Origin of the sequence: Marinoscillum pacificum (genome assembly GCF_024714495.1) — a bacterium.
Lineage (GTDB): Bacteria > Bacteroidota > Bacteroidia > Cytophagales > Cyclobacteriaceae > Marinoscillum > Marinoscillum pacificum.
Genome location: NZ_JAMZMJ010000012.1, coordinates 40,127 through 54,437 on the forward strand (window position 1 = coordinate 40,127; position 14,311 = coordinate 54,437).

Below are 14,311 nucleotides of genomic sequence, written 5' to 3' on the forward strand. Positions count from 1 at the left end.
TTTCAAACTCATTCTTTTGCGTAATTTTGGCAGCTCAACTTTTACTGTGAAGTTGAGATAGAACAAATTCAGATAAACAATCTAATTATGAATATTCCTGATAATTTACTTTACACAGAAGATCACGAGTGGGTTAGAGTAGAAGGTGATGAAGCGTACATTGGTATCACAGATTTTGCTCAAGGTGAGCTAGGTGATATTGTTTACGTAGAGGTAGAAACTGAAGGTGAAGAATTGGAGCAAGGTGCCGTATTTGGAACAGTAGAAGCGGTTAAAACAGTTTCCGATTTGTTCATGCCTATTGCAGGTGAGGTTTTAGAATTCAACTCAGAACTTGAAGGTAGTCCAGAGTTGGTAAATTCTGATCCTTATGGTGATGGTTGGATGATTAAAGTAAAAATCAGTGATAAAGGAGATCTTCTTTCTCCAGAAGCTTACAAAGAATTAATTGGGCAGTAAAACGATACGTAGAATTAGCGTCATTCTGTTGGTCTTATGGACTGCAGAGATGTTTTTTCTTTTGTTCACTAAGCATACACCGGGTAAATCCTGGTTTCAATTCGAGCATGCTGATAAAGTAGCTCATTTTGGTTTGTTTGGTGGATGGAGTTTTCTGTTCTATTTTGGATTTGCCCAGTACTTTAATCGAAAGGTGCTATGGGCATTGCTCGTTTCGCTCTTCTTTGCCATTAGTACCGAGATTATTCAGTATTTCATTCCGCATAGAGATGCGGATTGGCTGGATGGTATGGCTGATATGGTAGGAAGTACAGTCGGTGTTTTATTTGCATTTTTTGTCAAAAAGGAACTTAACCGAGTGGGAAAAGAGTTGTAATAAGTATATATTTGAGATCACTCTTGTAGTAAAGGTCAAAAAACAATTATATGGAGCCAAAGAAAAACCCTAAAGTAGATCTTACGCGCAAGTCCGGAATGTTGATGAACATCGGTCTTTGTGTAAGTTTACTGTCGGTTATCGTTGCATTTGAGTGGAGAACCTACGACGAATCAGGTATTCTGGATTTAGGTCAGGTGCAAGATGACTTTGAAGATATTATGGAGATTCCTCCAACGGAGCAACCGCCTCCCCCACCACCAAAAATTCAGCTTCCTGAAATCATAGAGGTTCCAGATGAAGAGGAAATCGAGGAGGAGATTGAGGTAGAACTTGATGTTGAGGTTACTGAAGAAACGGTAATTGAAGATATCGTGTTCGAAGAAGCTCCAGAAGAAGAGGTAGTTGAGGAGGTATTCACGATCGTGGAAGACCAGCCTGAATTCCCTGGAGGAATGGCAGCATTCTACAAGTATGTTGGAGACAACATGGATTACCCTTCTCAAGCAAGAAGAATGGGTATAGAAGGTAGAGTTTATGTTCAGTTCGTTGTTGACAAGGACGGTACAGTAACTGAAGTAACAGCTGTAAAAGGTATTGGCGCAGGATGTGATGAAGAAGCTGAAAGAGTACTTCGTCAAGCACCTAAGTTCAAGCCTGGTAAGCAAAGAGGTAGAGCGGTAAAAGTACGTATGGTTCTTCCAATCATCTTTAAGCTAAGCAACTAAGAAATAATCTTATTCTTAATAGAAAGACCCTGACAAAGCATAGCTTGTCAGGGTCTTTTGTTTTATAGCTGATGTAGTGATGTAGTGTTATTTATCAAGCTATGCTGTAGTGTTGATGTGGTGGTTTTCTGTCATACAGTTGGGTCTCTGCATACCTTGCTAGATCATATTAACTGATAAAAAACCCACTATGATAAAAACTCTACGAACTGTAGTATGCTCAGTACTATGTTTATTTTTTTGGTCTTCGCACGCTCAGGTAGTACTACGTGATACACTCATTTCCTGGCAGCATCATGATTTTGTACTAGGCGAAGATCACGCCATGTTAGGTTATACCACCAATGATGATGAAATAACAGAGGTTGCTTTCAATGGAAAGGTTATAGAGAATGAATTGATACGTCTTGTTTTGATTCCAGAATATGGCGGTAGAGTCCTTTCCTACGTCTACAAGCCAACGGGCTATGAATATCTATATCAGGCTGAGTGCGGCTCTCCTTATGGAATGAATGACGGTAACTTCTATTATGATTGGTTGATGGTCTATGGAGGGATCTTTCCTACGTTTACCGAACCAGAGCATGGTAAGGCATGGTTGATACCGTGGACATTTGAATTGACTCAAGAAACAGATGATGTCATTTCTATAAAGATGGCACAAAAGGACACGATTGATTTTTCTGGAGCTCCTGGTAATTTCGATAATGGTGTCACAAATATCACGTGTGAGGTAACCATCTCAGTTTATAAGAACAGTTCTGCATGGGATTTTGATGTCAATCTCATAAACAATAACTCCTTTTCACAGAAGTATGAGTATTGGACTTGTACAACGTTAACTCCAGGGTCAGAAATTGGTAAAACAGCTAGTCCTTTAGAATCCAAGATTGTAGCTCCAGTAGAAGAATATAGAGCAGGATGGAGTCCCAATAGTTGGATAGGTAACTGGGGCAGCTCCAATAGCTTCTCAGACATTGATGTATTGGATGAATGGTCCGATATGGGTATTGCCTATGCAGATGAGATATTAGATAACTATTGGGGAGTCATCAATCAGGAAAATCAAGAAGGCATTATGCGAATTTCTCCCAATGAAGAAACACCTGGCCTTAAACTTTGGACCTGGGGAAGGGGAAACGTAGATAATGATCTGTTTGATTTTAGTAACGGTGGTGCGGATAATTACATAGAATTATGGGCTGGTGCATCAATGGAATTTTTTCAGGATGCGACTTTAGCTTCAGGTAGTTCCAAATCGTGGAAAGAGACCTACGCTGCCACTACGAGTATGACAGATATTAAAGGAATAAATGAATTGGCAGGGGCTAATTTTTATTGGAACGATGAAGATCAAGCATTGGATTTTGAAGTCAATGTTTTTAGTAGTGAATTAAATCCTAAGGTAGTTATTACTCTCAATGGTGATCAAACCATTTATGAGGAGCAACTGGACTTTGATCCAATGGGATATGTGGAATCCATCGTTCTGGATGAGGTCACTGCGCGTGTATCGGGTGATTACCTTGTCAATGTATCCATTTACAATGAGCAATCTGAGTTGGTTCTAGAAATAGAAGATGATGTATTTATCAATAATAGTGGTCCTCTAGAAGTGTCTGCTATTTCTGAAATGATAGTTTATTCTAAAGTACCAGGAGAGGTTTCTGTGGAGTTGACCGACTCGAATGGCGTTTTGCAAATTGTTGATATTCAGGGAAGAGTTATTTCTAGAGTGAATGTTACTCAAAAGGATATGGATGTTAGGGTGCCGACTTCAGGTCTTTACATCGTGACTTATGAAGCTGAAGACCAAATCACTTCCAGAAAAGTAGTAGTTAAGTAAAAATAATGGAGGCTGACTTAAAAGATCCTTTTAAGACAGCCTCCAAATACTTAGTTTAGGCTTGATAAGATTTGATCATCTACTAGATTCGGTAGAGTAACTTTAAGTCCTGGAGTTCTCTCCATTTCTCTTTTAATAGCGAAAAGGGCTTCTTCATTTCTAGCCCAGCCTCTTCTGGCTATGCCATTGTTAACATCAAAGAACAGCATGTTTTTAATGTTTTCATCTGCTTCTTTGGATCCATCTAGCAGCATACCGAAGCCTCCATTGATCACTTCACCCCAGCCTACTCCGCCACCATTGTGAATGCTCACCCAGGTTGCGCCTCGGAACCCGTCACCAATTACATTGTGAATGGCCATGTCAGCGGTGAACTGAGAGCCATCATAGATATTGGAAGTCTCCCGATATGGGGAATCAGTCCCACTAACATCATGGTGGTCTCTTCCTAGCACTACTGGTGCGGAGATTTCTCCATCTCTAATGGCTTTGTTAAAGGCAAGAGCAAGTTTCATTCTTCCTTCTGCATCAGAATATAGAATACGAGCCTGTGAGCCAACAACCAATTGATTTGATTCTGCTTCTTCTATCCACTGGATGTTGTCTTGCATCTGCTGTTGGATTTGCTCTGGAGATTCTGCTGCGATCTCTTTTAGAACTTTCGCTGAAAGTTGGTCGGTAGTTTTAAGGTCTTCAGGATTGCCAGATGTGCATACCCATCTGAATGGTCCAAATCCCAAGTCAAAACACATAGGACCTAATATGTCTTGTACGTAGGAAGGATACTTGAAGTCTTTTTGATTGTCTGCTAAAATATCGGCTCCGGCTCTGGAAGCCTCTAATAAAAAAGCGTTGCCATAATCAAAGAAGTACGTGCCTCTTTCATGGTGTGCATTTACTGCAGCTACATGACGCCTTAAGGATTCCTGAACGTGTGACTTGAAAGCCTCTGGATTGTTAGCCATCATTTCTTTCGCTTCTTCAAATGACAGGTCAACCGGATAGTAGCCTCCAGACCATGGGTTGTGAAGTGATGTTTGATCAGAACCTACTGTAATCTCCACGTTTTCAGATAGAAACTTTTCCCATACTTCCACCACGTTACCTACATAGGCAATGGATACTGTTTTCTTTTCGTGTTGGAAATTTTTAACGGTAGATACTAACTCATCAATATCCTCAATCAGAACATCTACCCAGCCTTGTTCATGTCTTTTGTGGGCAGCCAAAGGGTTCACTTCTGCACAAATTGTGATACATCCAACTATGTTCCCGGCTTTGGGTTGTGCTCCGCTCATACCACCTAGTCCGGCAGTCAAGAAAATATGACCAGCAGGAGAAGCACTATTTCCTAGTTTTTTTCTAAATGCATTCATCAAGGTGATCGTCGTTCCATGAACAATGCCTTGTGGCCCAATGTACATGTAAGAGCCGGCCGTCATTTGACCATATTGTGTTACCCCAAGTGCATTGAATTTTTCCCAATGATCTGGTTTGGAGTAATTCGGAATCATCATGCCATTGGTAATGACTACTCTAGGAGCATTGGGAGATGAAGGAAATAATCCCATGGGATGACCAGAGTACATGTGCAACGACTGGTTTTCATCCATTTGAGATAAGTACTTCATGGTTAGTAAGTACTGTGCCCAGTTCTGGAATACAGCACCGTTTCCTCCATACGTGATTAACTCTTCCGGGTGTTGCGCCACTCTGGGATCCAAGTTGTTTTGGATCATCAGCATGATGGCTGCGGCCTGTTGACATTTAGCCGGGTATTCTGAAATAGGTCTTGCGAACATCTCATATTCGGGCATGAATCGATACATGTAGATTCTGCCATAAGTATTCAGTTCTTCCAGGAATTCACCAGCTAGTAAAATATGCCATTCACGAGGGAAATAGCGCAATGCATTTCGGACAGCTAGTATCTTTTCATCATCCGATAAAATATCCTTTCTTTTTGGTGCATGACTTACCTCAGGGTTAGGAGTCTTCGGTTGAGGTAGTTCCGCTGGAATACCTTGTTTTAGTTGTTCCTGAAATTCCATTTGAGATCTATTTATCGGTTGCATTAATATTGATCAAAGTCGTTGTAATATTCACTTGCCTTAGAAAGCTCTTTCATTGCCTCAGTTAGTTTTCCTGAGTGGACCAACTCTTTTGTTGAATCCATAAAGCCAGTCATGATCTGATCTTTTTCTATGTGAGGAACCGATTCACGAACCAGGGCGTGGATTTCTTCCATTTTCTCACCGGATTTCAATGGTCGGTGATAATCCATTGCCTGAGCGGCACACATCAATTCAATTCCAAGGATTTGCTCTGTATTACTAATTACCTTAAGTGCTTTTCGTCCACCAATTGAACCCATACTTACATGATCTTCCTGACCCAATGAAGTGGGAATGCTGTCAGCGCTTGCCGGGAAACAAAGTCCTTTATTTTCACTTGCTAATGCGGCAGTGGTATATTGAACAATCATAAACCCAGAATTTGTCCCCGTTTCTTTCATCAGCAGTTTTGGAACACCAGGAGTGTCTCCTTCAAGAGATAGATAAATTCTCCTATCTGAGATATTGCCAATTTCAGATGCAGCAATACAAGCATAATCAATTGGTAAAGCCATTGGTTGACCATGGAAGTTTCCACCACTGATAGTGTTTTCACGATCTAAAACTACTGGATTGTCAGTTACAGAATTGAGTTCAATCTCTAACATATCACGAAGGTGCTTCCAGCTGGTGCGGCTAGCTCCATGCACTTGCGGCATACATCTTAAGCTATATGGATCCTGAACGCGAGCGCAGCCTATGTGTGAGTGAACAACCTCAGATTCGTGAAGTAGGGTTCGAATACGTTCGGCCACATATTGATTTCCCGGATATGGTCTTAATTGGTGCAGTTCAGGGCTAAATGGCTTGACAGATCCTTTCAGACCTTCAATCATCATTGCTCCGGTAATGTCAGCACATGTCAATACATTGTGAAGCTGCTCTACCATTTGCACAGCATGCGCAGCGATGAATTGAGTTCCATTAATGAGTGCAAGACCTTCCTTTGGAGACAATTGAATTGGTTCTACACCTAAAGAAGCCAAGACTTTGCCAGCTTCCTGAGTTTTGCCATTGTAGTCTACCATACCCATTCCGATAAGCGGTAAGAATACGTGAGATAGTGGAGCCAAATCTCCAGACGCTCCTACAGATCCTTGAGCCGGAACTATTGGAGTGACATCTTGCTCCAACATCCATATCATTCGTTCCAGAGTGTGGAGAGCAATGCCTGAGAACCCTTGAGCTAATGCTTGAAGCTTCAATACCATCATGAGTTTGACCTGTTCATTGGTCAACAATTCTCCAACTCCAACTGCATGACTCATCAGGATGTTGGTTTGTAATTGAACTAAATCCTGTGCGGAAACACGGGTGGTGCATAAAGGACCAAACCCAGTATTGATACCATAAACAGCGCGTTCTCCTGAAGCAATCTGAGCAACGTCCTGATAGCTCTTCAGAACTTTACTTCTTACTTCGTCCGTTAAAATTCCTTTTACTTCACCTCTTGCAATAGAAAGAGCAATTCCTGCAGTCAGTTTTTGGGAGCCGTATTCAAAGATCTTTGACATATATCGATTGGGTAATTGTCCACTTTCAAAATTATGAGATACTTTTAATATCTCTAAATACCATTTTAGTCATTATGTAATAACTATGAGTTATCAGATAGAGCTAAGACATCTCCGTTATTTTCAGGTTTTGGCTGAAGAATTGAACTTTAGAAAGGCATCAGAAAGATTGTTTATTGCTCAGCCAGGCTTAAGTAGACAAATCAAACAGCTTGAAGAAATTCTAGACGCTCAGTTGTTTGCTCGTACGAAAAGATCGGTGAAATTGACCACTGCAGGAGTGTATTTGAAAGAGGAGGTAGATCGGATATTGAATCAGTTGGATCTGGCGAAAAAGCAAACAGCACTTATTCATCAAGGTGATTTTGGAGAGATTAGAATTGGATTTGTTGGCTCAGCTATTCATCACGTATTGCCTAAATTAATTTCCAGGATCAATAAACAATATCCTAATATTCATACCTCACTCGATGAGTTGGCTAATCATGTACAGCTTTCCATGTTGCAAAATGGTCGATTGGATTTGGGGTTTGTACGTGTAACATCCATTCCATTGGGATTGGAATCTAAAGTAGTTCATGAAGACTCATTTTCAATTGTTCTTCCTCAGAATCATGAGATGTCAGCCAAGGAGTTTGAAAATATCGGACAGCTAAAAGACGAGAAATTCATCTTGTTCTCGAGTGAGTATAGCTCAGAGTATTATGATAAAGTGGTGAGTATTTGTCGGGATCAAGATTTTGAACCAACAGTTTCTCACAAGTCCATCCATGCATTTACCATCTTCAAACTGGTTGAAAATGGATTGGGGATAGCAATTGTTCCTACTTCCCTAGTGGATGGATATGAATTGAAAATCAAAGCAATTGCATTGACCAAAATACCTCAACGAACTCAACTGGCAGCAGTTTGGAAGAAATCCAATCGTAATTCTTCGCTTTCAAAAGCGTTGGAATTTTTGTTCGATACTTGATTTACCAGGCAGATTCGGCAAGCGTTTCTTTGAGAGCGCTGGCAGTATTGATCAACTGCTGATGTTCCGATGGTGATATCATTGTTTTCAATTCATTCAGCATGTCATTGGCATAATTATTCAAGCCAGATTTGATAGCTGCCATCACATACCGCTTACGATATACAACATTGGTTTTGTTGATATCAATTGCTTCTACCAATATCTGGTATGCAGTGTTGAGATCACGGGATTCAGCATAATTGACGATACCCAGCACTAGTGGTTCATTGTATGCATTGAGGTTGGCTATGTTGACCAACTCGTGAATTTTAGAGGTGTCACCAGATAATACAATTTGACTAACCGGATGGTCAGATGCAGGAACTTGCTTATTATTTAGTAACGCTAAAACGAGTTCCGGCTCAGTAAAGAATTCCTTCTCCAAATAGCTGTCGAAGACACCCTTGTAATGAAGGTAAGTTTCAATATCGCCTGTTGAGATGGTCTCTTTAGCAACCTTAGCCCACATACTTTGAACATATGTGTCAGGAGCATCTTTAAGTAACACACTTATTTCCGCTAATGAGTATTGCTTGTAGTAATAATACAATCTCATCTTTTGAAGATCTTCAGAAAGGCCAGAAGGAGTTTCAATAGCCGAAAGATCTTGTTGCAATCCCTGGTATGACGAGTCTATAGAAACCAGGTATTCAGACCAGTTTGCCGCTTCCTCAAAATTGGCGATCTCTAACAAACTAGCTTGTTTATTGAGTAGTGCAGCCTGGCTTCCTTCTGCCACAGCTTTCTCAAAGAAACGAAGAGCTTCTTCAATGCTGTGCTGAGATAAAGCAATCAATCCCATGTGGTTGAAGAGTCGAGCTTTTTGATCTTCAGTTGATTCAGGAATTAATTGATCGATCGTTCTTAAGGCATCATTGATTTTACCTTGTCCATAAAGCGAAAGTGCTGCAGCCCATTTCGCCTTCCAAAATACTGTTTCATTTACTGGATTCGCTAGAGTCCTTTCTATTTCTCTTGGTATTTCTTCATTGGTAAAATACCAGCTGGCATTGATGAGATAAGCCAATCGATGCAAAGGATATGATGGATATAAGCTCGCAGTGTCAAAGCTAATATTCGACTGATTTCCAGATTTTAGGAGGTTGTTTAGGACGTTGGCTTTAACCGCTACATTTCCTCTATCAAAATCTTCTTCTGCCGATTCGGTAGTCGGCTTGATTTTCCACAAGTTCACCAAATTGGCATTGGTCCATTCGCCACTTAATGAGTTATCACTAAGTAACTCCACCGCTTCATTGATTTTGTCCTGATCGATATAGGTTAGTCCGAGGTTGTTCTGAAGTTGTGGGTTTTTAGGAAAGTCTTTCAAGCCTTCTTTTAACGCTACCAGCGAAGGTGTCGCTTCAGACATTAATGCATAGGTGCTTGATTTATTGATATATGCTTGTGGAGAAGGATATCTTAATGCCGCTCTTCCAAATCGGAAGTTGGCTTCCTGAAAATCACCTTTTTGAAGCTCTCGATAGGCTAGTTTGTAATTGGAGAAGTGATTGTCATGTCCAAAAACTGTCCCTTCATCATAATATCCAACTGCCAAAAGGTCTTCACCTTTTGCTTCTGACTGAGCTCCGAGATAATTGTATTGTCCTGCTTTAAAAAGTAGCAGCGGCTCTTTGTTAGCCAAGAAGAAAAATGCGGCTACTCCAACCATTCCAGCTAATCGTGCGCTGGCGTATGGGAAGTTTTGAGACTTGTAAACCACTTTATAGACCTCCAATCCACTAACCAATGGAGTGAGTAAATTGATCAGCACATAGATCAGGAAGAATATGCCAAAAGCTAAATGTGCATACACAATGACATAGTGAAACCCTTCATAGATCGCATCATTGCCTCGATACATGGCCAAAGAAAGAAAGCCAAAGGTGATGATTCCCAATGCAGCGATCAGATTTCTCATCTCTTCACTGCTGAACAGGTTTTTGTATAAGTCTACTTTGTGACCGTAGCTCCACAAAGCGACCAAACCACTTACTACCAAAAGGACAAATGGATCGAAGAAAGCTACTTCTGTAGATATGCTCCCAGATTTCTTTCCATAATACAATCCTAAAATGCCCAGGTAAACGAGGCTAAAAACAACGAAGTGAATGTGATTATTCTTACCACCCTTAGATTTTGTGATCAGATATAAAATCGCAAAGACATTCTCTTCTGCTATGAAGAATAAAAATAAAATGCCAATAATGATCAGTCCAAAATTGCTGCCAACTGTGAATTGATCAACAAGCTCTTGCTGAGAAACTCCAGAGAAAAGAACAATTCCAGCGATAACTATACTGAAAGTAAGAAAACGAATCAGCGTTTTGACTTCAGGAAAAAATGCATGGAATAAGTAGGAAGGCAATACAATCAATGCCATGACTACTATTGAAGCAAATGAGCTTTCTGAATCAAACCCGAAAAAGCCTATGTCTTGCAATTTTAACCCAATGATGAAAAGTATGAACAGCGCCATCACTCCTATGAAGAAGGTGCGTGATAAGGTTGTTACCACACTCAATGTCAAAGCCAGTCCAATTAGGATTAGAATTAAAATGCCAGTCTCGGCATTGATATCTCGGGTGATAGGTCCTGCGGCAAATACTTCTGCCAGGGAATAGGTGTCTCCTTTAAAGCTGAATTGAAAAGGTCCTTTGCTAAATGGATATGCAGCGAACTCTGTAGATTCCGCAGAAGTAGTGACATTGTAGGCTATACTGTCATCATATCCACGGTGATATCTGTATAATAATAGGATGGTTGCTCCTATAAAAAGAGCAATGATGAATCTGCTAATCTGTTCTTTCATGTAGGTAGGTCTTACTCCAGCACTTTAGGTACTTTGAAGTAATCTTCGTCCTTGTCTGGAGCATTTTTTAACGCTCGATCATGCTCAATCGTATTTGAAACCTCATCGTTTCTAAATGCATTCACTTCAAAAGACATGTTGGTAAGTGGTTCCACACCTTCGGTATCCAGTTCATTCAACTTCTCCACCCAGGTCAAAACTTCTTCAAGATCTTTGATATAGGTATCCTCTTTGGTATGGTCCAGTTCTAATCGGGACAGATGTGCCAATTTTTGTAGTGTTTCCTTATCTATTTTCATATACCTATGATTGTAACAACAATATTAACCAACACTTTTGATTTTATCAGGGTGATGCTTGAGAAGTTCCTCTTGTATCACATTGTACACCTGTTCTTTAAGCTTTGGAATCTGTTTTTCACCAGAATCGTCCGGGAAAATAGGATCGTGAATGATGAGTTTACATTTATGCGGATGTAACCTTACAGGAGACTCATCTGGTAATATCAGAAAGTTATAAGGCATGGTCACCGGGACTATCGGAACGTTTTTCTCAACGGCTACTTTAAAAGCTCCATCTTTGAAGGAGTTCATATAGGGAAGGTTTTCTCCTCCCACAACAATTCCTCCTTCAGGGAAAAAGGAAACACTATAGCCTTCATCTATAGCATTTTTCGTTTGTTGCAGACTCATTCCACGGCTTTTGGCACTTTCTCTGGTGACTGGAATGTGGATTTTCTTAAAAAAGTAGCCAAATAAAGGGATTTTAGTCAACGAGCTCTTTCCAATGAATTTCGCATGATAAATCAAGTAGAAAGCAGGGATGTCCAGATAGGAGAAGTGATTCGCACAGAAGATGTATTGACGATGCCGTTTGAGCTTTTCTTTTCCGATAACTTCTACAGGCATAACAATCGTAAAAAATACTTTAGCCCAGATCAAATGTAGCTTCAGTGCAGTTTCATGCCACTTTTTGTTAGTAGCCAGAATGGCTAACGATGGAATGATCACCGATGAGATGATCAAAAATATGATCAGTGCATAGGAGGTGTATAAAAACAGCCGTAATTTCACTTTCTGATTGACTTCTTGAGTTTGTGAAAAGATTTTTCGAGATCAAGTGTAATAAATTCAAGACATATCAGACTAATCTACCGTAACTAAAATTTCATACAACTTGGAACTACTACGTATTGAAAACCTTAGTAAATCCTATAGCAACCACCAGGCTTTAAGTAATGTCAGTATGGCAATTCCGAAAGGAAGCATATTTGGTTTACTGGGCCCCAATGGTGCAGGAAAAACTACCTTAATCCGAATTATCACCCGTATTATTGAGCAGGATAGCGGCGAAGCTTACCTGGGAGGAGAGAAAATCACTCCGGAACTGGTAAGACGCATCGGATATCTTCCAGAAGAACGAGGCCTCTACAAAAAAATGAAAGTAGGAGAGCAGCTGCTTTATTTAGCCCGTCTAAAAGGTCTTAGCAGAACAGACGCCGTAGATAAAATCAAAAACTGGCTTAGAAGACTTGATTTAACGGAGTGGCACAACAAGGCTATTGAAGATCTGTCTAAAGGAATGGCGCAAAAAGTACAGTTTATTGCAACAGTGCTTCATGAGCCAGAATTGATCATTTTGGATGAGCCATTTTCAGGTTTTGATCCTGTGAATGCCAATTTGATCAAAGATGAAATCTTTAAACTTCAAGAAGCAGGAGCAACTGTGATATTCTCTACTCATAGAATGGAGTCAGTTGAGGAGCTTTGTGATCACATTGCCTTGATCAACAAATCGCAAAAAATTCTCGATGGTAAAAAGCTCGATATCAAAAATGATCATAAAGATGGTACTTTCATTGTAACGCATGAAGGAAGTCTCGTCGGTGGTGCGCATTTTGAATTACTCAGCTCATCCAGAACTGAAATCGGTCTTACAGAATCTATTATCAAAGATCGTACTGCCGGAGGACCTAATAATTTGGTGAAGGAATTGATCAACCATGTAGAGATTCACTCTTTCATTGAAAAAGTACCAACCATAAATGAAATTTTCATCAGTAAAGTGAAAGGAGGAAGCCATGAATAATATTGGACTGATCATTGCTAGAGAGTATTTGTCAAGAGTAAGAAAAAAGTCATTCATTGTGATGACCTTGCTAGCTCCTATTTTATTTGGAGGGTTCTTCTTTTTCATTGGGTGGTCTGCAACTAGAGAAGCAGACACACAAACTATAGTGGTAGTTGATGAAAGTAAACTGTTTGAAAGTGTTTTTGAAAATGACAATGAAACAGTCTTTAGTTATACCAGTACAAGTTTGGATAACGCTAAGGAAGAAGTGCTTACTGGTCTTTTTGACGGATTGTTATACATACCATCTGTTGATGTAGAGAAACCCGAAGGTGTTGCTTTTTACTCTACAAATAATCCTAGTATTACCATGATGCGTAAACTAAGTAGACGGATTGAAGGTGAAATTGAGAACATTAAGTTAACAAGATCTGGAATTGATAAAGAAGTACTGGATGGATTAAAGGCTGATGTTGATATTTCTACATTTAATTTATCAGAATCAGGTGATGAGGTAGTTAGTAGTTCAATCGGAGCAACTGCCATTGGTTGGGCTTCAGGATTTATCATCTACATGTTCATTTTCGTTTATGGAGCTATGTGTATGCGTGGTGTCGTAGAAGAGAAGACCAGTAGAATAATTGAAGTCGTCATTTCTTCAGTAAAACCATTTAATTTAATGCTTGGTAAGGTACTTGGTATTGCGGGAGTTGGGTTGTCTCAGTTCATCCTGTGGGTTATTCTTAGTATTGGAATAAGTACTTTTGTGGGTGGAATGTTTGCTGGTAATGCTACTTCTGTAAAAGATGCTCAGGCTCAACAATTGGAACAAATGGATATCCCACAGGATGAGGGACAGTTAGCTCAACAAGAAGCACAAAATACTGTTTTCTCTGATTTTACGGGGGCTCTTTCTACTGTGAATATTCCATTAGTAATTATATGCTTTTTGTTTTATTTCTTAACGGGATATTTACTCTATGGAGCATTGTTTGCGGCAATTGGTTCAGCTGTGGATAGTGATGCAGATGCGCAGCAGTTTATGTTTCCTGTCACAATACCTTTGATAATTTCAATTGTTGCTTTGAATGGAGTAATTAATGATCCAAATGGTTCTATGGCATTCTGGATGTCTATCATTCCATTTACATCACCAGTTATTATGATGATGCGAGTGCCTTTTGGTGTGCCTGTTTGGGAACTTGCTTTGTCAATGGTATTGATGGTAGGTGGATTCTTATTTACTATCTGGTTAGCAAGTAGAATTTACCGAATTGGAATATTGATGCACGGAACCAAGGTGAACTACAAGACACTTGGTAAGTGGATTATGATGAAGAATTAGTAAAAATATTTGTCAAATAACTCTTTGTTGGT

The 14,311-nt window shown here is 39.9% G+C and carries 12 protein-coding genes; 7 read left to right on the forward strand and 5 right to left on the reverse strand.

Going from position 1 to position 14,311, the window contains the following annotated elements:
- The first annotated feature begins 87 nt into the window (after window positions 1-87).
- The 4 genes from gcvH to NXS00_RS21025 all read left to right on the forward strand — a co-directional run bounded on the left by gcvH (window position 88) and on the right by NXS00_RS21025 (window position 3,409).
- On the forward strand, window positions 88-459 hold the full coding sequence (gene gcvH / locus NXS00_RS21010) for a glycine cleavage system protein GcvH (RefSeq protein WP_258101242.1): 372 nt from the start codon (window positions 88-90) through the stop codon (window positions 457-459).
- 49 nt (window positions 460-508) lie between these two features.
- Entirely contained in the window at window positions 509-835 is a 327-nt protein-coding gene (locus NXS00_RS21015; RefSeq protein ID WP_373418676.1) for a VanZ family protein, read from the forward strand.
- Window positions 836-885: 50 nt separating this feature from the next.
- Window positions 886-1,563, forward strand: a complete 678-nt coding sequence (locus NXS00_RS21020; protein ID WP_258101243.1) for an energy transducer TonB — start codon at window positions 886-888, stop codon at window positions 1,561-1,563.
- 190 nt (window positions 1,564-1,753) lie between these two features.
- Window positions 1,754-3,409 carry a T9SS type A sorting domain-containing protein gene (locus NXS00_RS21025; RefSeq protein WP_258101244.1) on the forward strand — a complete coding sequence of 552 codons (1,656 nt, stop codon included), beginning with the start codon at window positions 1,754-1,756 and terminating at the stop codon, window positions 3,407-3,409.
- A 50-nt stretch (window positions 3,410-3,459) separates the two neighbouring features.
- Here NXS00_RS21025 and hutU read toward each other — a convergent pair whose 3' ends face one another.
- Both hutU and hutH read right to left on the reverse strand, forming a co-directional pair.
- Entirely contained in the window at window positions 3,460-5,460 is a 2,001-nt protein-coding gene (hutU, locus tag NXS00_RS21030; protein ID WP_258101245.1) for a urocanate hydratase, read from the reverse strand.
- 23 nt (window positions 5,461-5,483) lie between these two features.
- Window positions 5,484-7,037: a histidine ammonia-lyase gene (gene hutH, locus NXS00_RS21035; protein WP_258101246.1), complete on the reverse strand. Its 1,554-nt coding sequence runs from the start codon at window positions 7,035-7,037 to the stop codon at window positions 5,484-5,486.
- An 85-nt stretch (window positions 7,038-7,122) separates the two neighbouring features.
- Between hutH and NXS00_RS21040 the strand changes: the two genes are divergently transcribed.
- Window positions 7,123-8,010, forward strand: a complete 888-nt coding sequence (locus NXS00_RS21040) for a LysR family transcriptional regulator (protein ID WP_258101247.1) — start codon at window positions 7,123-7,125, stop codon at window positions 8,008-8,010.
- 1 nt (window position 8,011) lies between these two features.
- Here NXS00_RS21040 and NXS00_RS21045 read toward each other — a convergent pair whose 3' ends face one another.
- The 3 genes from NXS00_RS21045 to NXS00_RS21055 are packed head-to-tail and all read right to left on the reverse strand — an operon-like array spanning window position 8,012 to window position 11,937.
- The gene (locus NXS00_RS21045; protein ID WP_258101248.1) at window positions 8,012-10,864 is read right to left on the reverse strand and encodes a tetratricopeptide repeat protein; all 2,853 of its coding nucleotides are present in this window, start codon (window positions 10,862-10,864) and stop codon (window positions 8,012-8,014) included.
- An 11-nt stretch (window positions 10,865-10,875) separates the two neighbouring features.
- A complete protein-coding gene (gene gatC, locus NXS00_RS21050) occupies window positions 10,876-11,163 on the reverse strand; it encodes an Asp-tRNA(Asn)/Glu-tRNA(Gln) amidotransferase subunit GatC (RefSeq protein ID WP_258101249.1) in 288 nt (95 codons plus the stop codon).
- Between the two features lie 24 nt (window positions 11,164-11,187).
- Window positions 11,188-11,937 (reverse strand): lysophospholipid acyltransferase family protein, encoded by a 750-nt coding sequence (locus tag NXS00_RS21055; RefSeq protein WP_258101250.1) that lies wholly within the window; start codon window positions 11,935-11,937, stop codon window positions 11,188-11,190.
- 103 nt (window positions 11,938-12,040) lie between these two features.
- On the opposite strand from NXS00_RS21055, the gene NXS00_RS21060 reads away from it, so the two are divergent.
- Both NXS00_RS21060 and NXS00_RS21065 read left to right on the forward strand, forming a co-directional pair.
- Window positions 12,041-12,952 carry an ABC transporter ATP-binding protein gene (locus tag NXS00_RS21060; protein WP_258101251.1) on the forward strand — a complete coding sequence of 304 codons (912 nt, stop codon included), beginning with the start codon at window positions 12,041-12,043 and terminating at the stop codon, window positions 12,950-12,952.
- A complete protein-coding gene (locus NXS00_RS21065) occupies window positions 12,945-14,279 on the forward strand; it encodes an ABC transporter permease (RefSeq protein ID WP_258101252.1) in 1,335 nt (444 codons plus the stop codon). Before NXS00_RS21060 ends, NXS00_RS21065 begins: the two co-directional genes overlap by 8 nt.
- The last annotated feature ends 32 nt before the right edge of the window (window positions 14,280-14,311 follow it).